The organism is Bacteroidia bacterium, assembly GCA_016218155.1.
Classification (GTDB): Bacteria; Bacteroidota; Bacteroidia; order Bacteroidales; family GWA2-32-17; genus GWA2-32-17.
In genome coordinates this window covers 12,612-38,443 of the sequence record JACREQ010000085.1, presented here as the reverse complement: position 1 = coordinate 38,443, position 25,832 = coordinate 12,612, and the positions used below count along the sequence as shown (strand labels likewise).

The 25,832-nt window shown below is 33.4% G+C and carries 19 protein-coding genes; 14 read left to right on the top strand and 5 right to left on the bottom strand.

Annotated features, from left to right (window positions below; all coding sequences use genetic code 11):
• Nucleotide 1 precedes the first annotated feature (1 nt).
• The 4 genes from HY951_14935 to HY951_14920 all read left to right on the top strand — a co-directional run bounded on the left by HY951_14935 (nucleotide 2) and on the right by HY951_14920 (nucleotide 4,738).
• Nucleotides 2–754 carry a response regulator transcription factor gene (locus HY951_14935; protein ID MBI5541358.1) on the top strand — a complete coding sequence of 251 codons (753 nt, stop codon included), beginning with the start codon at nucleotides 2–4 and terminating at the stop codon, nucleotides 752–754.
• 374 nt (nucleotides 755–1,128) lie between these two features.
• Entirely contained in the window at nucleotides 1,129–2,631 is a 1,503-nt protein-coding gene (accC, locus tag HY951_14930) for an acetyl-CoA carboxylase biotin carboxylase subunit (GenBank protein ID MBI5541357.1), read from the top strand.
• A gap of 24 nt (nucleotides 2,632–2,655) precedes the next feature.
• The gene (locus HY951_14925; protein MBI5541356.1) at nucleotides 2,656–3,183 is read left to right on the top strand and encodes an acetyl-CoA carboxylase biotin carboxyl carrier protein subunit; all 528 of its coding nucleotides are present in this window, start codon (nucleotides 2,656–2,658) and stop codon (nucleotides 3,181–3,183) included.
• A gap of 19 nt (nucleotides 3,184–3,202) precedes the next feature.
• On the top strand, nucleotides 3,203–4,738 hold the full coding sequence (locus HY951_14920; protein ID MBI5541355.1) for an acyl-CoA carboxylase subunit beta: 1,536 nt from the start codon (nucleotides 3,203–3,205) through the stop codon (nucleotides 4,736–4,738).
• 341 nt (nucleotides 4,739–5,079) lie between these two features.
• On the opposite strand, the gene HY951_14915 is transcribed toward HY951_14920, so the two are convergent.
• From HY951_14915 to HY951_14905, 3 genes are all read right to left on the bottom strand, one after another.
• Entirely contained in the window at nucleotides 5,080–7,131 is a 2,052-nt protein-coding gene (locus HY951_14915; protein ID MBI5541354.1) for a T9SS type A sorting domain-containing protein, read from the bottom strand.
• A 78-nt stretch (nucleotides 7,132–7,209) separates the two neighbouring features.
• Nucleotides 7,210–7,656, bottom strand: a complete 447-nt coding sequence (locus tag HY951_14910) for a GGDEF domain-containing protein (protein MBI5541353.1) — start codon at nucleotides 7,654–7,656, stop codon at nucleotides 7,210–7,212.
• A gap of 159 nt (nucleotides 7,657–7,815) precedes the next feature.
• Entirely contained in the window at nucleotides 7,816–9,249 is a 1,434-nt protein-coding gene (locus HY951_14905) for a histidine phosphatase family protein (protein MBI5541352.1), read from the bottom strand.
• A gap of 326 nt (nucleotides 9,250–9,575) precedes the next feature.
• Here HY951_14905 and pruA point away from each other — a divergent pair, with 326 nt between their 5' ends.
• Both pruA and HY951_14895 read left to right on the top strand, forming a co-directional pair.
• Nucleotides 9,576–11,204: an L-glutamate gamma-semialdehyde dehydrogenase gene (pruA, locus tag HY951_14900; GenBank protein MBI5541351.1), complete on the top strand. Its 1,629-nt coding sequence runs from the start codon at nucleotides 9,576–9,578 to the stop codon at nucleotides 11,202–11,204.
• Between the two features lie 81 nt (nucleotides 11,205–11,285).
• Nucleotides 11,286–12,836 carry an aldehyde dehydrogenase family protein gene (locus tag HY951_14895; GenBank protein ID MBI5541350.1) on the top strand — a complete coding sequence of 517 codons (1,551 nt, stop codon included), beginning with the start codon at nucleotides 11,286–11,288 and terminating at the stop codon, nucleotides 12,834–12,836.
• A gap of 47 nt (nucleotides 12,837–12,883) precedes the next feature.
• Here HY951_14895 and HY951_14890 read toward each other — a convergent pair whose 3' ends face one another.
• A complete protein-coding gene (locus tag HY951_14890) occupies nucleotides 12,884–13,522 on the bottom strand; it encodes a response regulator transcription factor (protein MBI5541349.1) in 639 nt (212 codons plus the stop codon).
• A gap of 4 nt (nucleotides 13,523–13,526) precedes the next feature.
• A complete protein-coding gene (locus tag HY951_14885) occupies nucleotides 13,527–15,593 on the bottom strand; it encodes a Cache 3/Cache 2 fusion domain-containing protein (GenBank protein MBI5541348.1) in 2,067 nt (688 codons plus the stop codon).
• A gap of 496 nt (nucleotides 15,594–16,089) precedes the next feature.
• Here HY951_14885 and HY951_14880 point away from each other — a divergent pair, with 496 nt between their 5' ends.
• The 8 genes from HY951_14880 to HY951_14845 all read left to right on the top strand — a co-directional run bounded on the left by HY951_14880 (nucleotide 16,090) and on the right by HY951_14845 (nucleotide 25,711).
• Nucleotides 16,090–16,581, top strand: coding sequence for a response regulator (locus tag HY951_14880; GenBank protein ID MBI5541347.1), 492 nt, complete (start codon nucleotides 16,090–16,092; stop codon nucleotides 16,579–16,581).
• 120 nt (nucleotides 16,582–16,701) lie between these two features.
• Complete coding sequence (gene nuoE, locus HY951_14875) at nucleotides 16,702–17,160, top strand: NADH-quinone oxidoreductase subunit NuoE (protein ID MBI5541346.1); 459 nt, start codon at nucleotides 16,702–16,704, stop codon at nucleotides 17,158–17,160.
• A gap of 3 nt (nucleotides 17,161–17,163) precedes the next feature.
• On the top strand, nucleotides 17,164–19,104 hold the full coding sequence (locus tag HY951_14870) for a 4Fe-4S binding protein (protein MBI5541345.1): 1,941 nt from the start codon (nucleotides 17,164–17,166) through the stop codon (nucleotides 19,102–19,104).
• 27 nt (nucleotides 19,105–19,131) lie between these two features.
• Nucleotides 19,132–20,862 (top strand): iron hydrogenase small subunit, encoded by a 1,731-nt coding sequence (locus HY951_14865; protein ID MBI5541344.1) that lies wholly within the window; start codon nucleotides 19,132–19,134, stop codon nucleotides 20,860–20,862.
• Between the two features lie 55 nt (nucleotides 20,863–20,917).
• A complete protein-coding gene (locus tag HY951_14860; GenBank protein ID MBI5541343.1) occupies nucleotides 20,918–22,900 on the top strand; it encodes a histidine kinase in 1,983 nt (660 codons plus the stop codon).
• Between the two features lie 21 nt (nucleotides 22,901–22,921).
• On the top strand, nucleotides 22,922–23,314 hold the full coding sequence (locus tag HY951_14855) for a response regulator (protein MBI5541342.1): 393 nt from the start codon (nucleotides 22,922–22,924) through the stop codon (nucleotides 23,312–23,314).
• 112 nt (nucleotides 23,315–23,426) lie between these two features.
• Nucleotides 23,427–24,560, top strand: coding sequence for a response regulator (locus tag HY951_14850; protein ID MBI5541341.1), 1,134 nt, complete (start codon nucleotides 23,427–23,429; stop codon nucleotides 24,558–24,560).
• A gap of 242 nt (nucleotides 24,561–24,802) precedes the next feature.
• The gene (locus tag HY951_14845; protein MBI5541340.1) at nucleotides 24,803–25,711 is read left to right on the top strand and encodes a bifunctional enoyl-CoA hydratase/phosphate acetyltransferase; all 909 of its coding nucleotides are present in this window, start codon (nucleotides 24,803–24,805) and stop codon (nucleotides 25,709–25,711) included.
• Nucleotides 25,712–25,832 lie beyond the last annotated feature (121 nt).

Below are 25,832 nucleotides of genomic sequence, written 5' to 3'. Positions count from 1 at the left end.
TATGGCGAAAATTATAATAATTGATGACGAACAAGGTGCAATAGAAGCAATTGAAACCATATTACGTGATTTCTGCCCTACACTTGAAATTGTTGCAACATCAAATTTGCCAGTTGAGGCAATAAAGTTAATTAATGAGAAAAAACCTGATATTATTTTTCTAGATATTAACATGCCTCAGATAAACGGATTCGAACTGTTAAGTATTATACAAGAAAGAAACTTTGAAGTAATTTTTACAACCGCATACCAGGAATATGCAGTAAAAGCTTTTCGGGCTAACGCAATTGACTTTATTCTAAAACCCGTAAGTATTACAGAAGTGGTTGAAGCATGTAATAAAGCTATCTCAAAATTAAGCCTCGAAAACAAAAACCTTATAAAATACAAACAATTACTTGAATCAATAGCTGTTCAGAATGAAACTAAAGTGTCATTTCCAACTTTTGAAGGAATTGTTTTTTTAAATCGTTCGGATATTATTCGTGCCGAAGCCGATTTAAGCTACACAACTTTGTGGTTGCTAAATCAGAAAAAACTTGTGGTTTCGAAAAACATAAGCGAAATCGAAAAAATAATTAACGATACTAATTTTTTTCGCGTTCATAAATCACATTTGGTAAACTTAAAACATGTAAGCAAATACAATATAAAAGACGGCGGCGAAATTATTTTAAGTGATAATTCAAGGGTTGAATTATCGAGAAGAAAAAAAGATGCTTTTCTTGACGCTATTTGTAATAACATGAACTAAGGCCTTTTCTCTTCTAAAACACAAGTTCACTGTAACTAAGAGTAAAATTGAGAACTAAAAGAAGCATGAGCTTTAGTCAATTACAATACCCTCTTTACCAAAATAAACCTTTACAGTTTTTAGCTTATTTGAAACATTGCACTTCATCAAAAAACATGTTATTTATTTAGTTTTTATCAAAAATATTGTTGAATCGAAAATCATCTTGCTAATTTAAATCCCTTTAAGCAATTATTAATTATCAACCGATTTTTAATGATAAAAGTCATGATTTCAACAAGTTCGTAAATGCTTATAAAAAACCACATTCAATAATTTTTTTTCTTAGCAAGTTTTGGAGTAATTTTGCATTTTTTCTGCTTAAGAACATTTATATGATAAAAAAGATTTTAATTGCGAACCGTGGAGAAATTGCCCTAAGGGTAATGCGTACATGCAGAGAGATGGGAATAAAATCTGTTGCCGTTTACTCTGAAGTTGATAGAAACTCTAAACATGTAATGTTTGCCGATGAAGCTTACTTTATCGGACCATCTCCTTCAAACGAAAGTTATTTAGTAATTGATAAAATTATTGAAGCTGCAAAAGCCACTGGTGCTGATGCAATTCATCCCGGATATGGCTTTTTATCTGAAAAAGCTGCATTTGCTGAAAGATGTAAAGCCGAAGGAATCATTTTTATCGGACCGTCAACATATGCAATCGATACTATGGGTGATAAGATTACAGCCCGTAAACATATGATTGCTGCTAACGTTCCAGTTGTTCCCGGTACTACCGAAAAACTAACCGATGAAGCCGAGGCGTTAAAAATTATTGAGCAAATCGGATTACCTGTAATTATCAAAGCTTCAGCAGGTGGCGGCGGAAAAGGAATGAGAATGGTTAAGGAGGAAAGCGGTGTAAAAGAAGCTATTCGTGCAGCAAAATCTGAGGCTTTATCGGCATTTGGCGACGATTCTATTTATATTGAACGTTATATTGAATCACCTCATCATATTGAGTTTCAAATAATGGCAGATAAATTCGGCAATACAATTCACCTTTGCGAACGCGAATGTTCAGTTCAACGCCGTCACCAAAAAGTTATTGAAGAAACTCCTTCTGTAATTATTTCTCCTGAATTAAGAAAGAGAATGGGTGAAAGTGCTGTGCAAGCTGCCAAAGCAGTAAATTACGAAAATGCCGGAACTATTGAATTTTTAGTTGACGATAAAGGAAATTACTACTTCCTTGAAATGAATACACGTTTACAGGTTGAGCATCCAATTACCGAAGCAGTTGTTGGAGTTGACCTAGTTCGCGAACAAATTAATGTTGCTAACGGATTAAAACTTACATATACTCAGGATCAGATTACTCAAAGAGGACATGCAATTGAATGTCGTGTTTATGCCGAAGATCCTCATAATAATTTTATGCCTTGTCCCGGATTAATTAAAAATATTTCTGAAGCACAGGGAATTGGAGTAAGAACAGATGGTTATGTTTATTCGGGATACGAAATTCCAATTTACTACGATCCAATGATTTCTAAAATAATTGTTTGGGCCGAAACACGTGGCGAAGCAATAAACAGAATGAAACGTGTTCTTGACGAATACAAAATTTCTGGTGTAAAAACTTCTATTAAATTCATGAAGAAAATAATGGAAACTCCTGATTTTGTTAACGGAACATATGACACACATTTTATTGAGAAAAATAATGACTTCCTTTTCGAAAAAGATAATAACGCAACTGAACTGGAAGATATGGCAATAATTGCTGCTTTTATGGAATATATTGGTGGTGGTCATGATGAGAACTACACCGGAAAGAAAAGCAGAAAATTATGGAAAGCATACGGTAGATTGTTAAGCAGCAGAAAGCTCTAGTAATAACAATATAAATTATTTAAAATGAAGGTAGACGCTATAGTTAATGATAGAACAGCCACAGTAGAGCTAGTATCAAGAGAAGACAATAAATACAGCATTAAAATTGATGATAAAATTTACGATGTTGATATTATTTTCACCCCTAACGGATCTTATTCTATACTTTATAACAATAGATCGTGGGAGTTGGAAACTGCAAAAGCAAATGAATTTAACACTTTCAATATATACAAATACGGACAAAGTATTAAGGTAGAAATTGAAGATGCTTTAAGCAAATACCGTAAGAATAAGCAAAGTGGCTCGCACGACGGACAAAATAATATTATTGCTCCAATGCCGGGTAAAATTGTTAAAGTGCTTGTTGAAGAAGGAGAACCAATAAGCGCTGGAGATACAGTATTAATAATTTCAGCAATGAAAATGGAAAGCGAATTTAAATCACCTGTTGATGGTATTGTTAAAAAAGTACACGTTAAAGACAACGATATTGTGAACGGTGATCAGCTATTGGTTGAAATCGAAGCAATTGAAGAAACTGAAGAATAAATATATTTAATAATTATATATGAAGACATTAGAAGAAAAATTTGACAGGTTTGAAGAATTAAACAGACAAGCCGAACTTGGTGGTGGACAGGATAGAATTGACAAACAACATAAATCGGGAAAACTTACAGCACGCGAAAGAATTGAAGTTTTACTTGACAAAGGAACCTTTGTTGAGTTTGATAAATATGTTACACATCGTGCAAAAGATTTAGGCGCTGACCTTGAAAAATTTCTTGGTGATGGTGTTATAACAGGTTACGGAAGAATTGACGGTCGTCAGGTTTATGTTTTTGCACAAGATTTTACAGTATTTGGTGGTTCGTTAAGCCGCACAAATGCTGATAAAATTAAAAAAGTAATGGAACTTGCCATTAAAATGGGATTCCCTGTAATCGGACTAAACGACTCAGGTGGCGCTCGTATTCAGGAAGGCGTTGAAAGTCTTGCAGGTTATGCAGATTTATTTCATTTAAATGTTGCTTCATCTGGTGTAATTCCTCAGATATCAGCCATTTTAGGACCATGTGCAGGTGGTGCAGTTTATTCACCAGCTTTAACCGATTTTATTTTTATGGTTAAAGACACAAGTTATATGTTTGTAACTGGTCCAGATGTAATTAAATCTGTTACTCACGAAGATGTTACAAAAGAAGAATTGGGTGGTGCAATGACTCACAATTCAAAATCTGGTGTAGCACATTTTATGGGTAATGATGATGCTCATACCTTAATGATGGTTCGCGAATTAGTTGGATATCTTCCTTCTAACAACGTTGACGACCCTCCTTTAAAAACCTGTACCGACGATATTAAAAGAGAAGACGAAAGACTAGATACTTTAGTTCCTGTTGATTCTAACAAGCCATACGATATAAAAGAACTTATCATTTCAATTTCTGATGATAACGATTTTATGGAAGTTCAACCATATTATGCAAAAAATATTGTTTGTGGTTTTGCTCGTTTAGGTGGTCGTTCAGTTGGTTATGTAGCAAATCAACCAGCATATTTGGCAGGAGTTTTAGATATTGATTCTTCAACAAAAGCAGCAAGATTTGTTCGTTTCTGCGATTCATTCAATATCCCATTAGTAACTTTTGTTGATGTACCGGGATTTTTACCGGGCACAACTCAGGAATACGGTGGAATTATTAAACACGGTGCAAAATTGCTTTATGCATTTAGTGCTGCATCTGTTCCAAAGATTACTTTAATCACTCGTAAAGCATACGGTGGTGCATATGACGTTATGTCGAGCAAGCACATTGGTGCTGATATTAATTTTGCATACCCTACTGCTGAAATAGCTGTAATGGGTGCCGAAGGTGCTGTTAATATTTTAAATCGTGGCGCTAGTCCAGAAGAACGCGCAAAAGCAATTGAAGATTATAACGAAAATTTTGCTAACCCTTATAAGGCAGCAGAAAAAGGATATATCGATGAAATTATTTATCCTCGTCAAACCCGTGCTAAAATTATTGAAGCATTACGTTCCTGCAGAAATAAAAGAGTTACTATGCCTTCAAGAAAACACGGAAACATTCCATTGTAATATTTATTATAACATATTATAAAAGGCTTCCAATGGGAAGCTTTTTTTGTTTAACCAGTTTGTCATTCTGAACAGATTGAAGAAACTATTTACAATATGTACAAATCCAAATACAGTTAAATTCGTCATTGCGTTCTCTGCCGTGGCAGAGCGGCTAATTGATCAACAATCTTTATAATTTTCGAAAGACAAATTCACTGGCTAGTGAGGACACAAACTTTTTCCCTGCAGAGCCTCATGCAATGTACTCTACGCTAGCCAGAGTTAACTTCAAGTATATTGCGTCTCCTGCCTATCTACAGGCGGGCAAGGTCGCAATTACGACAATAATGAAAAAAATTTTACTTACTTTTTATAATTTTTCTGACAATTGTTTTGCTATTTGTTTCAATAGTGATAAAATAAAGTCCGGGATATAATTTAGAAACATCAAAAGCAATATTAGTTTCATCATTTATATTTTCTATTTCGTATTTAACTTGCAGTTCCTGACCCGACAATCCACAAACCTTTACTTTTATTTTCTCGTTATTTTTATTTTCTAATTTCAAATAACATCGCACATCACACGGATTTGGGTAAACATCGCTATAAATTACTTTTTCTTCTGGAGTAGCAAACATATTCGTTACCAGGAACTCCGGCTTATAACAATAATTAATATTACCGTATGGTCCTGAAATCCACCCATTCAGATCATCCGGCCAGACAATGGTTGTGTAACAATATTCAGATGGCAGTGTATAGCTATAATCGTACCATTGACTTCCATCATAATGAAAGAGGCTTTGCATTCCAACCGCCCAGCCGTTATTGGGAGCGGTAAAGCTTACTGATCTTAAAATTTTCCATGGAAAAAATACCGATGTAGAATCGGCGTTCCATACAGTTGAATTTACCTGCCAACCAGAACCGTTATAATGCATTATCATACCCGAATCGCCCACCGCCCAGCCGTCATTCGGAGATGTAAAACAAACGCTGTTTAGCCAGGTACTGTCGCTGTTGTTATAGTTTTGCCACAACCCATTGTTATAATGAATAATTGTACCATAAGCTCCTACAGCCCACCCATTTGTAGTATCGGTAAAATAAACCGACAAAAGCGAAGAATTTGTATTTGAAACTTGTGGTTGCCATGTATGATTCTGATATCTCATTATTAATCCATCCTGTCCAACTGCCCAGCCGTTTAGCGAATCAACAAAATAAACACCATACAGATTTGTTAGCGAATCAACAAATTGTCCGTACCAGTTTCCATTCTGATATGCTTCTATTATGCCATACTGTCCAACACACCAGCCACGATCAATAGTTGGAAAATGAACGCTATATAAACTTGCATTTGTAATCTGTGGCAATAAACTCCAGTGCCCGTTTAAAAACTTTAACATCGTGCCATTATACCCAACACACCAGCCATGATCCTTATCTGTAAAACTCATTCCCATTAATTCGTTTTGTGTAATATTCGTTGAAGGATACTCTGTTGTATTTCCATTCATAATATTTAAAATCTTTCCGCCATAACACGAAGCAAAACCACGTGAAGGCGTAACCATATCAAGAGAAAGAACATAACCTAAACCAGTAGAATAATTAGACCAAGATGTTCCGTTATACGAAATAATAGTATCCCCAAAGCCGGCAGCAAAACCATGTAAAGGATCTGTAAAATCAACTGTTCTGAGTTTAAAATTAATGCCACTATTCTGAATCTGCCAGTTTATTCCGTTATAATATAAAATTGTTCCACTGTCACCAACTGCCCAACCATTATACATATCCGTAAAATGAACATCATAAAGATTTCTTGTTGTAATTGCCGGCCATGTGTACCATATTCCTGAATAATATGAAATAACAGTTCCACTGTCACCCACAGCCCAGCCATGCAGAGAATCGGGAAAACACAAGGAATTTAATTTTCTTGACGAAATTGAATCGGTTATAATTGTATCAACCACAATACCGTCACCAATAATGTTATAAACCTTACCCCAATTACCACCGGTTATCCAGATGTTACTTGGGCTCACGACACACATTTTCGTAGTTCCAAACGCGACATACCTATGCCAGGTCAGCCCGTTATACCTATAAATCCCACTACTACAGCCTAGCCACCCATTATTATGAGCTGTAAAATAAACCGATGTTGGATATATTGCACCTAAGCTGTTTGGTAAATAATACATATTCCACTGACCTCCGGTATAATGCATTAGTGAGTTAGCTCCAACGGTTAACCAGCCTTCGGTTGAATCTATCATGCTTATTGATGCAAGATTTGACATTGGCGGATTTGGGTTTTGCCATTGCCAAACAGGTTGTGCTGTTAAGTGAAAAACAATAAAAAGAGAAATGCAGAATAGTATAATTTTTTTCATAAATGTTGTATTAAGATATAAGTAAGACAATTTAACCCTTAAATTGGTTGTCCGAAAATTTATATTATTGTATATATACTAACTAATACTTGCCTTTTTCTCTTTCAGGGCTTTTTCGGTTCTTATAAGCAAATTATCAAGGTTGTCAGTGTTTTTTTCAAAACCAGCTACACCAAAAGAAAAAATAATATTAAATGTTGTTTGATCTTCAACATTCTTAAATACATGTTTTTTACAGTTTTCCAGTATTAAATTAAGCTTCTCTTCTGCAATTTTAAGATTATCGTTAATTATAATTAAAAACTCATCGCCAAATTTATACCTTGCAATAAATGAATTTTCAGGTAATTGCTTTTTTAAAAAATTCACAAACTCTTTAAGTACACAATCACCAAAAGCATAGCTTTTAAAATTATATTTTCTAAAATCATCAATATCTAAAATTGCAAGAGTAAATTCCGATTTGTTTTTTATTTTTTTATTTATTGCTTTCTTAAATCCACGGTAATTGCTAATTGACGTCATTTCATCAATTTGAGATAATTGTATATATTGTTTTAATTTAAAAAACAACATGCTAATAACAATTATCAGTAAAACAATAATAAATAAATACCAATATGAATCAGTATTAAACATCTATGGTTTTAATTAGCGAAAATGATTATTTACAATGGTTACGGACTATTTACTTCTTTTTCTTAACGGATATTCTTTCTTTTGCAAATAATCATAACGCAAGTTACGTCCCTGCTGATAACATAGTGCCATAATAGAATCCTGAGATTCTTTTATTGTACTATATTCGGCAAAGTCAAGAGTTCTGATAATTGCTTCAAATACACGAATAGCACCGGAATGATCAGCAATAAGAATTCGTTTTCCCAGATTTGAATTTAATAAATCAACAAAAGTATAGGCAATTCGCCAATCTGCCTCAATTAAGGTTTCGCCTTCCGGATAATGATAAAAACGATTCTTAAACATTTTTGAAACTGTTGCTTTAACAGCTGGCGTAACCTCTTTTCCTCCACTGTATATTTTAAGAGCTTCTTCCATTATTTCATTTTTATAACGGAAAGTAAGAGCACCGTATTTCTGAGAGTTTAAACCAAAAATGGCATTAAACGACATGTTGGTATAACCTGCTTCGTGTAAAAAATATCGTGCAGTTTGTTCTGTGTTTTCAGATTCACTGCCAAATACCTGTATAGGTGCATCTTTTGACCATAACCAAAGCGGATAACCACTTTTATCAAGAACGTCAACTGCCACTTTAAAATCTTTTCCTAATTCCCTAGCTGTTGCAACACCCTCTTCTTTAAGAAAATTACTTTTTGATCCTGAAATTCTGCGGTTTTTATCCCAGGTATCCCATAATCCCGAACCAACAAATTCTGGATTATCGCCACCCGATTCATGAATAGATTTTCCGTGACGAATCATTACTACATGAGTCTGATTCATTGGCACGTATGCCTGTGGAAACATTGGTAATGCCTTATCATTTGGCAACCAAACTATGCCTTCTTTCATGCTTAAACCACTTCCATCCACTAACATTCTGCCGGTTAATCGTCTGGTACCATCAGGATTCATTGCCATATCGTCTGCAAGTATTGCCTTTGAACGATAACGGGTAAGAGTTGAGCCAATTGGCGCAATATTTTGTGGACATAACAAATCACTAAATTTACTTATGCTGAAAGTTTGTAATAACAACCTTCTGAAACTATCGTTTTTAATTAGTCCGTTCCATGCAAGGTAAAAAAGATTTGGGTCAGCATTAGGAATTTTATAGCGAATAAATTCATATTTGCTTTTTATGTAATTCTGTGGCGACAGGTATTTTTCAGAAGTATCAATGAAAAAATAAATATCTTTACTTATTACCTTTAATTTATTTATAAAGTCATTTGTTACATCAGATTCACTTAACTTAAAATTATCGCCATAAACCAGTCTTAAAAAAGCAATGTCCTGTTTTACACTTTCTTCTGTATGGCAGTTATGGAATTCTGAATGCTCGCGAAGATGACCTCCTTTATTCGGTTTATGCATTGTACCAACTTCAATATTCTCATTTATTACTTCCTGTACTTTTGTGTTTTCTTTCATATTTATTATTCTTGAAATAGCATTTATTAAAAGGGCGGCAAATATAAACAAATTAGCTGAGCGTTATTTCTGTTATTGAGCAATAGTTATAATATTTAACGTTTTTCACTTGTAATCTTTGTTATTATTTGTTTGTTTATTATTGTTCATTACCCATCAAAAATCATTTTTTTGTTAAACAAGATACGTTTATCTTTGTCATCGATATGTTTTTTAATTCATATCGCTAAATTATTAAACTTTAACTAAATTTTAAAATAAACCGCCTTAAAATGTATTACATTTAATAAAATGTTGAAAATTTAAATGATACAAAGACAACAATTATGAATAATGCAGTATTTAATTTCGAAGATCCTAAAAATGAACATGTTTTTAATTACGCAAAAAACAGTTGCGAAAAGGGCTTGTTATTTAAGGAATTAGAAAAACAAAGCAGTCAGGAAATTGAAATTCCACTTATAATTGGTGGAAAAGAAGTAAGAACGGGTAAAACAGGAAAAGTTGTAATGCCACATAATCATGGTCACGTACTTGCAACTTACCATATGGCAACCGAAAAAGAAGTGAATCTTGCAATAAAAGAATCTCTTAAAGCTTTTAAAGAATGGTCAGATCTTTCCTGGGTTGTTAGGGCATCTATTTTAATCAAAGCTGCTGATTTAATCTCTATGCGTTATCGTTATGAACTTAATGCTGCAACAATGCTCGGTCAGAGTAAATCAATTTATCAAGCTGAAATAGACTCTGCTTGTGAAACAATTGACTTTTTAAGATATAATTCATTTTTTGCATCACAAATTTATTCTGAGCAACCAAAGTCAACTTTTAATCAGTTAAACAGAATGGAATACCGTCCTTTAGAAGGATTTGTATTTACCGTTAGCCCTTTTAATTTTACTGCTATTGCGTCTAATTTAAATATGTCACCCGTATTAATGGGCAACACAACAGTATGGAAACCAGCAACAACTTCTATACTTTCTAATTATTATTTAATGAAAATTTTTCAGGAGGCAGGTTTACCTGATGGCGTTGTTAATTTTATTCCGGGAAGTGGTTCTCTCATAGGTAATTTAGCAATGCAACACAAAGAACTTGCAGGTATTCACTTTACTGGTTCAAACAAAACATTTAATTCATTATGGAGAAAAATCAGTGAAAACCTGGAAATTTACAAATCATACCCTCGAATTGTCGGAGAAACTGGAGGTAAAGATTTTGTATTTGTTCACCCATCAGCAAAGCCACTTGAAGTTGCTGTTGGAATAATAAGAGGTGCATTTGAATATCAGGGACAGAAATGTTCAGCAGCCTCACGTGCATACATTCCAAAATCACTTTGGAAAGAAATAAAAGATTTGCTTATTCAAATGGCTTCTGAAATTAAAGTAGGCGATGTTAGTGATGTTAGCAATTTTATGAATGCGGTAATAGATGAAGCGGCATTTGACTCGATTATGACTTATATTGAAGAAGCTAAACACTCTACAGTAGCAAAAATAATTGCAGGTGGAAACGGAGATAAATCGCATGGTTATTTTATTCAACCAACCATTATTGAAACTACAGACCCTAATTACAGAACTATGCACGAAGAGATTTTTGGTCCGGTAATGACAATTTATGTTTATGATGATGTTGATCTTGACAAAGCACTTGATCTTTGCGACCAGACTTCCCCTTATGGTTTAACAGGAGCAATTTTCTCAAAAGACAGAGTTGCTGCCTCAAACGCTTGTGAAAAACTAAGATTTGCAGCAGGTAATTTTTATATAAACGATAAACCGACAGGGGCAATGGTAGGATATCAGCCTTTTGGTGGTGCACGTGGCTCTGGAACAAATGACAAAGCCGGTGGTTATTTGAATTTATTACGTTGGACAAGCCCACGAACAATTAAAGAAACTTTTGCACCGGCAACTGATTTTAAATATCCATTTATGGAAGAATAAGAATTGCCTAAAGTAGTAAAGTGTCTAAAATATTTAAAGTTGAAACAACTAGCAAAATAACAATAGAATAATTTTAAAAAAATGACTTCAAAAAAAACAAAAGCAGTATTAGAGAGATTTGGGATTAAGGAAATTAATTCGGGTGTAACAACAGGTACAGTTTGGTTTGAAACTAATGGAGATATTACCACATCTGAAACTCCTATTGATGGAACTATTATTGCAAAAATAAAAAATGCAACTCTTGAGGATTACGAAAAAGTGATGAAAACCGCACAGGAAGCATTTGTTATATGGCGAAGTATACCCGCTCCAAAACGTGGTGAGATTGTTAGACAAATTGGAATGGCAATTCGCGAAGCTAAAGAAGATTTAGGCTATCTGGTTTCAGTTGAAATGGGAAAAATATTACAGGAAGGAATGGGCGAGGTTCAGGAAATGATTGACTTATGCGATTTTGCTGTAGGACAATCGCGCCAGCTTTATGGATATACAATGCGCTCAGAAAGAGCAGAACACCGCATGTTCGACCAATATCAACCATTAGGAATTGTTGGACTAATTACTTCTTTTAACTTTCCGGTTGCAGTTTGGTCGTGGAATGCCATGTTGGCTGCAATTGCCGGCGATGTAGTAATCTGGAAACCAAGTTCAAAAACGCCACTATGCGCCATAGCAACTCAAAAAATTATTGAAAAAGTTTTATTTGACAACGATTTACCAGAAGGTATTTTTAATCTTGTTATTGCAAAATCTTCGGTACTTGGTGATAATTTTGTTGCCGATAAGCGAATTCCATTATTCTCGGTAACATCGTCAACAGCGGTTGGAAAAAAAGTTGGAGAAATTGTAGGACAAAGACTTGGCCGCACAATATTAGAATTGGGAGGAAACAATGCAGTAATTGTCTCCGAACATGCTGATTTAGATATGGCTATACGCTCAATAATATTTGGCGCTGTTGGCACATGCGGACAAAGATGCACCTCAACGCGCAGAATAATTGTTCAGGAAAAAGTATACGATGAAGTTAAAAACAGATTGTTATCTGCATACAAACAAATCAACACAAAAATCGGAAGTCCCTTAGACGCAAACACTTTAGTAGGTCCGCTTATTGATAAAACTGCAGTAAAAGCATTTTTGCACGCTGTTGAACAGGTTCAGAAAGAGGGTGGTAAGCTTTTACATGGAGGTTATGTTTTAGAAGGCGAAAAATTTAATTCGGGAACCTATATTATGCCCGCTTTTGCCGAAGCAGAAAATCATTATAACATAGTGCAGGAAGAAACATTTGCTCCAATACTTTATATGATGAAATTTAAAACCATTGAAGAAGCTATTGAATTAAACAATGGAGTACCACAGGGTTTGTCGTCATCAATATTTACTTTAAATATGCGTGAAGCAGAAAAATTTCTTTCTGAATGTGGTTCCGATTGCGGTATTGCAAACGTAAATTCTGGAACATCTGGTGCTGAAATTGGCGGTGCTTTTGGAGGCGAAAAAGAAACCGGTGGTGGACGCGAATCCGGCTCCGACTCGTGGAAAATATATATGCGCCGACAAACCAATACTGTAAACTACAGCAAAGAATTACCTTTAGCACAAGGTATAATGTTTGCATTTTAAATAACCCAACAACTGTTTAAAAAGGCTTCGATTTTCGAAGCCTTTTTTTACTGCGTTTTTATCAACCCGTTTTTTACAGCAAACATTACAAGGTTTGGCGCATTTACAGCACCGGTTTTTTCAAATAATCTGGCTCTGTGACCGTCAATTGTTTTCTGGCTTAGTCCAAGTTTTGCAGCAATTTCAACATTAGACAATCCTTTACAAATAAACTCTAAAATTTCTTGTTCTCTTTCGGATAGTTTGACTGTTGATTTTATGTTTTTTTCTGTTCTTTTGTTAAGGTTACCAATAAACTCCTCAGAAAAATAATTGTCACCGCAAGCTACTGCATTTAAAGCTTTTTCAAGCTCTTCCTTATTAGTCTTTTTAAGCAAAAAACCTAATGCACCTGATGAAATCATTTCGTTAAAATATCCAATTTCTTCATGCATTGTCAAAGCAATTATCTTTGTGTCAGGATATTTTTCGCTAATCTTTTTAGTAGCTGCAATACCATCCATATAAGGCATTTTAATATCCATTAAAATAACATCAGCAACATCCGTTTTTAAAAGATCTAATAACTCGTTTCCATTTGATGCTTCGCCAATTACTTTAATATTATCTATTTCATTTAAAACAGTTCTAAGCCCTTTTCTAAAAATAATATGATCGTCGGCAATGATTACAGAAATTATTTCCATTTTGTTATATATTTTCGTCAATTTTTAAAACAATTAACACAAACATTCCTTTAGTTTTTTCGGAATGAAACTCACAAGTACCCTTTATGGTTTTAATTTTACTTACAATATTATTTAATCCCAAACCATTACTGTTCTTAAAATTTTCTTTAAAGTTAAACCCCTTACCATTATCCTTGTAGTATAAAATTATCTGATTGTTTTCACATTTCAATTCAATCTGAATTTTTGTAGCATTCGCATGTTTTAAAGTGTTATTTATTAACTCTTTAACAACCTGATATAAAACAGGCTCAATAATTCCCGGAGCTTTAATATTATAAGTTGAAGTAAAATCAACCTCTACAGAATTTGTTGTCTTAATATAATCAGTAAATTCGCTAATTGCTGTACTTAATCCAAAATCCTGAAGAATTGCAGGTGTTATGTTATAGGAAATTTCTTTTGCACTCTTTAAAGCTAAACTAACCAATTCATCAATGTTTTGAAGAATTTCCTGTTTTGGTGTTTTATTAAAGTTTTCTGATTTTAATAAATCTGCATATAATTTAATAGTTGTTAAAATAGGACTTAAACCATCGTGTAAATCAGCAGCAAAGCGCCTTCTCTCCTTTTCTTCTGTTTCAATAATTGTATTTATTATTTGTTTTTCCTGCGCTTTTCTTTCAGTAATATTTCTTGCTATACTTAAAATTACCTGTTCCTGATTGTATTCAATTAAACGGCTCTTCATTTCAATAAGAATAACCTTTCCGTCTTTGGTAATGTGCTCGGTTTCATATGTTAAAGTTCCGTTTTTTAAAATACTTTCTATACGTTGTTGTACAACTTGTTTAAATTTTGGCGTTTTTAAATCCTGCCAACGCATTTTAAGTAATTCTTCTCGCGAATAACCCAGTGTTTCGCAGGCATATGTATTAACTTCAATTATTTCACCATATAAGTTGCTAACATAAACCTCATCGCTACCAGAGTTAAATAATATCTGAAATCGTTTTTCGGTTTTTTCCAGTTCCTCTTTGGCTTTTGCAAGTTTTAAATTAGATATTTCGAGTTGCTTTAAATAAGAATGTAGATTCTTGGTTGTAACAAAATATACAAATACAGAAAGAAGTATCAGCATTACAACACCAACAATTATTGAAGTAAAAATTATTTTATCTATAATTTCTTCCGATTCCTTTTTCAAATTAACAGCAGCAAATACAGTTAACTCAAAATCGGGAATATACTGGTAGGCAATCATTTTATCAGAATTATCAACTTCAGAATAATATCTAATAATCCCTTTTGTATTAGATTTTTCATTTGTTACAAGTTCAATTTCTTTATGAATTTCGTTTTCGTTTTTATTAAAAATAATTGGGTTACCGATATTGTCACAAACAGTAATATAACCCGACTTATTTATTCTGAACGATGTTAATATTTGCTTTAATACTGTTAAATCTTTTTCGTTTTTTCCGACATATAACATTCCTATTATTTTATTCTTATAGACAATAGGTTTGTATGCGGTAATCTGCCAGCTGTTTACAACATATGCGCGACCAATAAATTCTTTTCCTTTTTCAATTGTTTTAACTACAGGTGAATTGTTAGGAATAAAAGTTTTAACTGCTCTATTTCCATCATTATCTAAAACATTAGTAGAAATTCTAATATATCCGCTATCAATTTTCTGAAAAATTGTTGCATTTGACCCGGTTACTTTTTGGATATTATCTACAAAATCATAATTTTTCAATAACTCTTTACCATCTATTTGCCAATCACTTAAATCCGTTTTAATCGTTTTGTTAGTTATTTGATTAATTGCATAAATTTCTACTTTTTTGTTTGATATGCTGAAATCTGCTTTTTTAAACTGTTCTTCTATAACATTTAAATTAGTTTTAACCTGCTCAAGCTTTAAAGCCTTTTCGCGTTCAAACATTTTTGATATAGTATGAACCTCTAATGAAATGTTCTGTCCTAATTGCTCATAAATGTTTTCACGAATAAACTGAATTGACAATAATGTAATAAACAATACGGCCAAAAATATGCCCACCCCTATTGGCAAGAACATTTTAAACTTTATTGCTAACCGTTTTAAAAAGTAAAACATAATTAAGCTTTTTTCACCCTAAGTGGAGTAGAATGGTTACTCTATTAAAAAAAACAGCTTTTCACCTTACTCCAAATATCTTTTATTTCTATTCCATTACAAAATTAAAGTATTATTAAATGCTATAACTTGATATATAGCATGAAAATAACTGTTTAAAAGTTAACAATTACAACAAGGTAAAATACCTGTACTCTAAATTATCTAAAAATAATTAAGCTCTATATCAATTACATATAAAATATTTCTTGTTAACTATTTTTTAAAACTGTAATTGTAACTAGCTGATGAATCACTTCTTACAAAACAATATTAGGTGTTTTCCCCTGAAACTTAATTAGGTTTTTTCCTCTAAAAGACGGCTTATTCGCGCCATAAATTTGTATCGTTAAACGAGATTCAGAAATGAAGAATTTCAGCAAAATAAAAAAGAGTATAAACTTAAAATTTTTTAGCCATGAGTAAAAAAGTGTTAATAGTTGACGACGACATAGACGTTATCAACATAGTAGAAACCATTCTTAAGAATGACGGTTATACAGTAATAACTGCAAACGACAAAAAGGAAGGAATGAAAAAAATGAAGGAATCACATCCTGATTTAGCTATCCTTGATGTTATGATGACAACTCATTTCGAAGGATTTGAGCTTGCAAAAGAAATTAACGAAGTAGAAAAAATTAAGAAAGTGCCTGTATTAATTCAGACTTCAATTGAAGTTTTGGACACAACAGACCCTGACGTAATTGGTATGGCTCGTGAATACCGCAGACAATTTAAAAACAGAGAACTTGATGTTTTGTTAATTCAAAACAATAAGCACAATTTAGCCGGAATCGACTACATAAATACATTAGGACAAAATGTTTATGTATCTGTTGATGGCTTTGTAAGAAAACCAGTTGAAATGAAATCGCTTTTAAGAGAAGTTAAAAGATTAATAGGCTAAACACTGTTTTTCACTCATCGTTTGTTGTTCATTATTAAAAGTATCTGCCAAGTAACCTTAATATGAACAACAAACTTTGAATTTTTAACATCAAACAATAAAAATTAAACCTTTTTTGAAATGCAAATTGAAGAAATTTTAACAGCCCACAAAGATTCTGAAAGAGATTCTTTAATCCCGATTCTTCAGGAAATACAGGAAGCAGAAGGATATTTATCGCGCGAGGCAGTTATCAGAGTTGGTAAACATTTAGATATTCCAACAAGCAGAATTTTTGGAGTTGCAACATTTTATAATCAGTTTAGATTTGAACCTACCGGTAAATACCATATTCAAATTTGCAGAGGTACAGCATGTCACGTGCTTGGCTCCTCGACAGTTTTAGATGTTCTCGAAAAACAACTCAAAATAAAAGCCGGAAAAACCACACGCGACGGACTATTTAGTATCGAAGTTGTTGCATGTATCGGTGCTTGTGGATTAGCTCCGGTTATTTGTATTAACGGTGAGTTTCATGCAAAAGTAAACCCAGAAAAAATTAAACAGATTGTTGAAACATTAAAGAATCAAAACTCTTAGGCTATGACAAACAAGTTGGAAAAAGACAAAAAGTTTCTGATTGAAAATTTACTTTCAGAAAAACCTGTCAATAAAAATATTGAAGACAGTCTTGCCGAATTTAAAAACGAAAAAATTACAGTTCCTCACATTTACGTAGGTGCAGGTACCTGCGGATTAGCATCTGGAGCCGATAAAATATTAAAAGCTGTTGAAACATATCTTAAAGACAAAAAAATAACAGCTGTTGTTATTGAAACAGGTTGTATTGGATTATGTTCATCGGAACCATTATTAGATATTCAAATACCCGGAAAAAATCGAATTTCTTTTGAAAAAGTTACAGAAGAAAAAGTTGCAGATATTATAGATAAAATTCTAAATATTGAACTGCCTGATTCAAAAATTTTAGGACAATTCAAATCACCAAAAATGCTTAGTTGGGAAAATGTCCCATTTATTCACGAACACCAGTTTTTCAAAAAACAAATGCGTTTGGTTTTAAAAAATTGTGGAATTGTAAATCCTGTAAATATAGAAGAATACATTGCACGTGGCGGTTATGCTCCTTATCTTCAAACATTACGTAAAAAATCTTCAATAACTGTTTGTGACGAAATAGAAAAATCTGGACTAAGAGGCAGAGGCGGTGGAGGTTTCTTAACAGGAAAAAAATGGAAATTTGCTGCAGGAACCGAAAGCGATCAGAAATATTTAATCTGCAATGCAGATGAAGGAGACCCCGGAGCATTTATGGATCGTGCTGTAATTGAGGGTGATCCACATCGACTAATTGAAGGAATGGGAATTGCTGCTTTCGGAATCGGAGCAACAAAATCTTATGTTTATATCCGTGCAGAATATCCACTGGCAATTAAACGTCTGAAAATAGCACTGGAACAGGCACGAGAATATGGTTTACTTGGCGAAAATATTTTTGGAACAGGAGTAAACTTCGATATAAAAGTTAAAATGGGAGCTGGTGCATTTGTTTGTGGTGAAGAAACAGCACTTATAAACAGCATCGAAGGAAAAAGAGGAATGCCTCGCCCTCGACCACCATTTCCTGCAGTTAGCGGATTATTTGGCAAGCCAACAATTATAAATAATGTTGAGACTCTTGCGAATATCCCCGGAATTATGGAAAATGGTTACAAAACTTTTGCGGCAATTGGAACCGAAAAAAGCAAAGGAACCAAGGTTTTCGCCATGTCTGGTAAAATTGCTTTCACCGGATTAGTTGAAGTACCAATGGGAACAACTATTCGCGAGGTCTTGTTTGATATTTCGGGTGGAATAAAAGACAATAAAAAATTTAAAGCAGTTCAGATTGGTGGTCCATCTGGTGGCTGTATTACCGAAGCAAATCTCGACATCCCAATCGACTATGAATCAATAATAAAAGCAGGAGCAATGATGGGTTCTGGCGGATTGGTTGTAATGGACGAAGAAACCTGCATGGTTGATATTGCAAAGTTCTTTATGAATTTTATTCAGAGCGAAAGTTGTGGAAAATGTATTCCCTGTCGCGAAGGAACTAAAAGAATGTTGGAAATTCTTGAAGGTATAACCAAACGTCCAAGTAATGACAATACATATAGTGCTTTAGAAAGAGTAAACGGTGTTATTCAATTAGAAAAATTAAGCACAGTTATTAAAGAAACTTCGCTTTGCGGACTTGGGCAGACTGCTCCAAATCCAGTATTAAGCACATTAAAATGGTTCAGACACGAATACGAAGAACATATTTTTGATCGTAAATGTGCTGCAGGAGTTTGTACCGAACTAAGAATCTTCAAAATAGATGTAAGTAAATGTACCGGATGTACTGTTTGCGCTAAAAAATGCCCAAGCGGTGCAATTATCGGAGGAAAGAAAACACCTCACTTTGTTGTTCAGGATAAATGTATTTCATGCGGTGCATGTGTTGAAGCATGCAAGTTTGATGCAATTGAAATTTTATAAAACAAAGAACAATTAAAATCAAAAACAATGAACTTTACTATAGAAGTTAATAATCAGAAGATAGAAGCAGTAAAAGGAGAAACCCTTCTTGAAACTTTAACTGCAAACGGAATTAAAGTTCCAACTCTTTGTCACATGAAAGGAATGATTCCAACAGGTGCTTGTCGTATTTGTGTGGTGGAGCAAAAATTAACTGGAAAATTAATCACTGCTTGCTCATACCCGGTTGAAGAAGGAATGCAGATTCTTACAAATTCACCAAAAGTTACCGAATCAAGAAAAACAATTGTTGAGCTTTTACTTTCAAACCACCCCGATGATTGCTTATACTGTTCACGAAATAAAAACTGTGAATTACAAGATCTTGCAGAAACTTATCATGTAAGAGAAAGAAGAATAAGAGGTAAGAAAAACACACATCACTTAGATTTATCAAGTGCCAGTATTGTTCGCGATCCAGCAAAATGCATATTATGTGCACGATGCGTAAGAGTTTGCGACGAAATCATGAATGTAAATGCCATAGATATTTTATATCGTGGTAGCAAATCTGAAATTGGAACAACTTTTAATAAGGGCCTAAACACTTCAAGTTGTGTTAATTGTGGTCAATGCATAATGGTGTGTCCAACAGGAGCGCTTACTGAAAAAGATCATTTCCCTGAAATTTTAGAAGCATTGGCTCATACCAATAAAACAGTTGTGGTTCAATATGCTCCGTCAATTACAGTTTCTATTGCCGAAGAACTTGGACTTAAAGCTGGTGAAGATTTAAACGGAATAATGAACGCAGCTTTGCGTAAAATTGGTTTCGATTATGTTTTTGATACTTCTTTTACAGCCGATTTAACTATTATGGAAGAATCTGCCGAACTAATACAAAGAATTGTAAACGGCGGAACTTTACCAATGATAACTAGCTGTTGCCCAGGATGGGTAAAATATACCGAAGAATTTGCTCCGGAATTTTTACCAAATCTATCATCATGTAAATCGCCACAGCAAATGATGGGAGCATTAGTAAAATCTCATTTTGCAGAAATTTCAAATATAAAACCCGAAGACATTTATTCGGTTTCAATAATGCCATGCACTGCAAAAAAATTCGAAGGACAACGCAAAGAAATGACACAAAAAGGAATATCGGATATTGATGCTGTTTTAACTACCCGTGAATTTGTTAAGCTAATACAATTATTTGGTATTGATATGAATAATATAGAACCACAATTAGCCGATTCACCTTTAGGGTTAAGAAGTTCTGCTGGTAAACTTTTTGCCAACACTGGCGGTGTTATGGAAGCAGCGATTAGAACTGCATATTTTAAGTTAAATGGCAAAGAAATGGTAAACTTCAAAATTCCGCCTTTAAGAGGAACTAAGGGATGTAAAATTGCAAAAATTCAAATAACAGAAAAACTTGAAATTGGTGTAGCTGTTGTTAGCGGACTATCAAATTCCGAAGAACTTTTAAAAGAAATTAAAAACGGAAGAAATGATATTCATTTTATTGAAGTTATGGCATGTCCCGGTGGTTGCATTAGTGGTGGCGGACAACCAATAAACTCAAATGAAGAAGCTTTAAAAGAAAGAATAAAATCAATTTATAAAATCGACGAAAAAGAACCAATAAAAGTATCTCATAAAAACCCTGAAATTATTGATATATATAAAGATTTTTTGGGCGAACCATTAAGTCATAAAAGTCACGATTTACTGCATACCAGTTATGCAAAACGCGATGATGTAATACTATAACAAAGTACTTAAAGTGCCTAAAGTTATAAGTACTTAAAGTTAAAAATTGAAAAAAATGGCAAAGTTCACAAATAGTAATCCACTTGTTTTTACGAGAAAAAATCGTTGCAAGATGTGTTATACTTGCGTGAGAGAGTGTCCCGTAAAGGCTATCAGTATTATTAATGGTCAGGCAAATGTTATAACCGACAGATGTATTGCCTGTGGTAACTGCGTAAGAAACTGTACACAGGAAGCAAAAATATATTATAACTCAATCGAAGAAACAGTAAATATTTTAAAGTCAGATAAAAGAAAAATTGCAATTGTAGCCCCAAGCTTTGTAGCTGAATTTCTAGAAATTGAAAATTACAAACAATTTGTTGGCATGATTAAAGCCCTTGGTTTTGATGATGTTGTTGAAGTAAGTTTTGGTGCAGATATGATTGCAAATGAATATAGAAATTTACTTACAAAATCAGATCTTCAGATAATTTCCAGTGATTGCCCAGCTGTAGCATTTTACATTATGCATTATATGCCCGAATTAGTTACAAAACTTGCACCTATTGTTTCGCCAATGGTGGCAACCGGTAGGATAATGCGTAAAAAATATGGCGAAAATGTGAATATTGTTTTTATTAGTCCTTGTATTGCAAAGAAAGCAGAATCACAAGAAATTAATGCTGTATTAACCTTTACTGAATTAAGACAATTATTTGCAAGTTTTAAAATATTTCAGAACAATGTTATAGAATCTGATTGGGATGAACCAAAAGCTGGCAGTGGAGCATTTCTACCCATTAGTAGAGGGTTAATGCAAAATATTTCAAAAAACGTAAATGTTGGCGATAATGATATTATTGTAACAGATGGTTATATAAATTTCAGAGAGGCATTAATGGAATTATCCTCCGGTCACATTAAATCACAATATACAGAACTATTATGTTGCGAAGGTTGCATAATGGGACCAGGCATGTCGAAAAACGGCAGAAAATTTCAACGCAGAAATTTAGTAAAATCATATGCCAACGAAAAAGTCAAGAATCTAAATATTGAAGAATGGCAAAAAAATATTGAAAAATATAGCGATGTAGATTTCAGTACACATTTCGAGAATATGGACAGAAGAGCCTCTGTTCCTGAAAGAAAAGAAATTGATCTTATTTTAAAAAACATGGGTAAATCTTCAGCTGAAGATTATCTTAATTGTGGTGCATGTGGTTATGCAACCTGTGAAGAGCATGCGATTGCTATATTTCAGGGATTAGCTGAAATTGATATGTGCCTACCCGAAACAATTAAAAAACTTCACTCAACAATTGAAGAATTACATACTACCAACGGAAAACTTGCCAACACACAACAACAGCTAAATAAATCTGAAAAACTTGCTCACATGGGACAACTTTCAGCTGGTATTGCACACGAATTAAATAATCCACTTGGCGTAATAACAATGTACAGTAATTTACTTAAAGAAGAAATTCCTGCCGATAGCCAGCTGTTTAAAGATCTTGAATTAATTGCCGAACAAGCTAATCGTTGCAAGGTAATTGTTGGTGGTTTACTAAATTTTGCAAGAAAAAATCAGGTTAAACTAACCGAAACAGATATTAATGAATTTGTAAAACATAGTCTTAGTTCTGTTATTATTCCAAATAATGTTACTGCATCTTTTTGCTCAGAAGTTAAAGAAGCTTTAATGATGATTGATGCAGAACAGATGATGCAGGTTCTTACAAATGTTGAGAAAAATGCAATAGAGGCAATGCCAGATGGCGGAGAATTAAAGTTGGTTGTTAAAGGAAATGACAAAGAAATAGAAATAAACATAAGCGATACCGGAACCGGTGTTGAGAAAGAAAATATGGACAAACTTTTCACTCCATTTTTTACTACAAAAGAAATTGGAAAAGGAACAGGACTTGGTTTGCCCATTGTTTATGGAATTGTGAAAATGCATAAAGGAAAAATTGATGTTATTTCCAATGTTGATAAAAGTCAGGGCCCTACAGGTACAACATTTAAAATTGCATTACCAAAAAATATTTAACAAATTAAAAAATACAATAAAATGAACTCCAGGAAATTAATTTTAATAGTAGATGACGATATTGATTTTATTAGTCAGATAAAACATTACTGCGAAAAATTCGGGTACGAAACAATGACTGCAAACAGCGAAAACGAAGCTTTAGAGTTAATTAAGACAAGAAAACCAGATCTGGCAATGCTCGATTTAATGATGGAAAAAGACGATAGCGGTTTTATTTTGTCATATAAAATCAAACAAAAATATCCTGATGTTCCTGTAATAATTGCAACAGCAGTTACTTCAGAAACAGGATTAATTTTCGGAGTAGAGTCGCATGAGGAACAACAATGGATTAAAGCCGATTTGATTATGGAGAAAGGTGTTCGTCCAGATCAGTTACAACGTGAAATAAAAAGATTACTTAAAGAATAAAAAAGTACTTAAAATACTTAAAGTTTAAAGTACTTAAAGTTATAAAACCACTCAAACTTTAGGCACTCAAGGCACTCTAAGTACTTTAGGCAATTTAAAACAAATAAGGATTATGTCAGATTTAAAAGTTTTAATAGTCGACGATGAGCCTGGAATTCGCTCAGGAATTTCAAGAATACTTAGAAATTACCGCGTAGGATATCCATTTCTTGAAGAAGATTTTGGCTTTACTTTAACTGAAGCCGAAACCGGAGAAATTGCTTTGGAAATTTTAGAAAAACAAGAAATAGACATTGTTTTACTAGATAACAAATTACCCGGTATTGAGGGAATAGATGTACTCGAACAAATAAATAAAAGAAATTACGACACAGCAGTAATGATGATTACATCTTACGCATCACTCGAGTTAGCAGTTACTGCCACAAAAAGAGGCGCATATAATTTTGTTCCCAAACCATTTACCCCAGAAGAATTACGTGGGGCAATTGAAAGCATTACAAAACATTTGTTTTTAAAACGAATGACAAAAAAGATGAGCGAAACCGCTCGTCAGATAAGATTTCAATTTTTATCTGTTTTGTCGCATGAATTAAAATCACCAATAAACGCTATCGAAGGTTACTTAAAAATAATGCAGGAGAAGCAAGCAGGTACTTCAATTGATGATTATATGCACATGATTAATCGCTCAATTGAAAGAATCACCGGCATGAGAAGCCTGATAATGGATATGCTTGATTTAACACGCATAGAAAATGGAACAAAGAGCAGAAACTTAAAAGAAGTAGATATTATTGAATGTACAAAAATGGCAATAAGCTCAATGGAGCCTATGGCTATTCAGAAAAATATAAAAATTCTTACAGATTTTCCGGCAAGTCTGTTATTAACTGCAGACAGTAACGAAGTTGAAATTATTGCAAATAATTTGATTTCAAATGCCATTAAGTATAACAGAGACAATGGAACTGTTACTATTTCAATTTTTACAGATAAAACAAATTTGAACATTATTGTTGAAGACACCGGAATTGGCATTAATGCCGAAGAACAAGAATTCCTGTTTCAGGAATTTATGCGAATTAAAAACAAAAAGACACAAAATATAAGTGGCAGTGGTCTTGGTTTATCTATTGTTAAAAAAATAATTGAGCTTTATAATGGAACAATAACTGTTGAAAGTCAGCCAGATGTTGGAACCAAATTTTTAGTTAAAATTCCGTTTAAAGCACAACCTGTTTAACAGCAATTTTTGAATAAAAAAATTCTTTATTTTAGCTGTTTGTAAATATTGTTTAACACATTTCAAACTGTTTGACAACATTTATTTATTTAAAACATCATGTTATTGCTCATTTCATCAATTTGTTACAACGATTACGATGTCGTTTTTTCTTTTTGACCATTATACATTTCTACTGTTTTTTTAATAAATTAGCAGACTTTTCAATAACATTTATTAAAAAACAATTAAATAAAAATTTTATGGAAATAACAAAGTTGGCTCAAATGTTTGATGTGCTTAAAAGCAAAAGTAAAAAAAGATTAGTTGCTGCTTACGCAAACGATTCACATACCATTGGTGCGGTTAGTCAGGCAGTTGAAAAAGGGTTAATTGATGCAACTTTAGTTGGAGACGAGGAAACTATTAAAAAAGTTTGTCTGGAACATAAAATTGATGTCACAAAATTCAAAATAGTACAGGAAGCTGACGAAGTAAAAGCTGCAGAAAAAGCAGTCGCTCTTATTAATGCAGGCGAAGGTGATATTTTAATGAAAGGACTTGTTAGCACAGATAAATACATGCGTGCTATATTGAGCAAAGACAAGGGCATTATGGAAAGCTCAAATGCTACACTTAGTCACGTCTCTGTAGTTGAAGTTCCAAATTATCATAAATTGTTGATTGTATCTGATGTTGCAATTATTCCTGCTCCAGATTTAAAACAAAAAATTACTATTGCAAACTATCTAATAAGAACTGCTAAAGCTTTACAAATTGATTTACCAAAAGTAGCTATTATCGCTGCTACCGAACAAATGATGCCAGGAATGCCGGCATGCGTTGATGCTGCAATTATTTCCAAAATGGCCGACCGTGGACAAATTAAAGGTGCTTTAGTAGATGGTCCTCTTGCTTTGGATGTTGCTATTGATAAAGAAAGCTGCGAAATTAAGAAATTAGTAAGTCCTGTTGCAGGTGATGCTGATTGTTTATTGTTTCCAAATATCGAATCTGGCAATGTTTTCTTTAAATCAAGTACAAAATTAAGTAACGGCGAGCTTGGTGCAGTTGTTTTTGGAGCCAAAGTTCCTGCTGTTTTAACATCACGTGGCGATAGCGAACAAACAAAGCTATATTCTATTGCCTTAGCTGCACTTATTGCAAAATAGACGTTATTTATAACTAAATAAAGTTCTTTATTAAATTTTGTCATTCAGAGCGAAGCGAAGAATCTAAATATAGATACTTCACTTCGTTCAGTATGACAATTTGAGTTTTTATATATTAAAA

Coding starts and splice junctions, on each gene's coding strand:
- HY951_14935 (MBI5541358.1), top strand. CDS start 2: ATGGCGAAAATTATAATAATTGATGACGAACAAGGTGCAATAGAAGCA.
- accC (MBI5541357.1), top strand. CDS start 1,129: ATGATAAAAAAGATTTTAATTGCGAACCGTGGAGAAATTGCCCTAAGG.
- HY951_14925 (MBI5541356.1), top strand. CDS start 2,656: ATGAAGGTAGACGCTATAGTTAATGATAGAACAGCCACAGTAGAGCTA.
- HY951_14920 (MBI5541355.1), top strand. CDS start 3,203: ATGAAGACATTAGAAGAAAAATTTGACAGGTTTGAAGAATTAAACAGA.
- HY951_14915 (MBI5541354.1), bottom strand. CDS start 7,131: ATGAAAAAAATTATACTATTCTGCATTTCTCTTTTTATTGTTTTTCAC.
- HY951_14910 (MBI5541353.1), bottom strand. CDS start 7,656: ATGACGTCAATTAGCAATTACCGTGGATTTAAGAAAGCAATAAATAAA.
- HY951_14905 (MBI5541352.1), bottom strand. CDS start 9,249: ATGAAAGAAAACACAAAAGTACAGGAAGTAATAAATGAGAATATTGAA.
- pruA (MBI5541351.1), top strand. CDS start 9,576: ATGAATAATGCAGTATTTAATTTCGAAGATCCTAAAAATGAACATGTT.
- HY951_14895 (MBI5541350.1), top strand. CDS start 11,286: ATGACTTCAAAAAAAACAAAAGCAGTATTAGAGAGATTTGGGATTAAG.
- HY951_14890 (MBI5541349.1), bottom strand. CDS start 13,522: ATGGAAATAATTTCTGTAATCATTGCCGACGATCATATTATTTTTAGA.
- HY951_14885 (MBI5541348.1), bottom strand. CDS start 15,593: ATGTTCTTGCCAATAGGGGTGGGCATATTTTTGGCCGTATTGTTTATT.
- HY951_14880 (MBI5541347.1), top strand. CDS start 16,090: ATGAGTAAAAAAGTGTTAATAGTTGACGACGACATAGACGTTATCAAC.
- nuoE (MBI5541346.1), top strand. CDS start 16,702: ATGCAAATTGAAGAAATTTTAACAGCCCACAAAGATTCTGAAAGAGAT.
- HY951_14870 (MBI5541345.1), top strand. CDS start 17,164: ATGACAAACAAGTTGGAAAAAGACAAAAAGTTTCTGATTGAAAATTTA.
- HY951_14865 (MBI5541344.1), top strand. CDS start 19,132: ATGAACTTTACTATAGAAGTTAATAATCAGAAGATAGAAGCAGTAAAA.
- HY951_14860 (MBI5541343.1), top strand. CDS start 20,918: ATGGCAAAGTTCACAAATAGTAATCCACTTGTTTTTACGAGAAAAAAT.
- HY951_14855 (MBI5541342.1), top strand. CDS start 22,922: ATGAACTCCAGGAAATTAATTTTAATAGTAGATGACGATATTGATTTT.
- HY951_14850 (MBI5541341.1), top strand. CDS start 23,427: ATGTCAGATTTAAAAGTTTTAATAGTCGACGATGAGCCTGGAATTCGC.
- HY951_14845 (MBI5541340.1), top strand. CDS start 24,803: ATGGAAATAACAAAGTTGGCTCAAATGTTTGATGTGCTTAAAAGCAAA.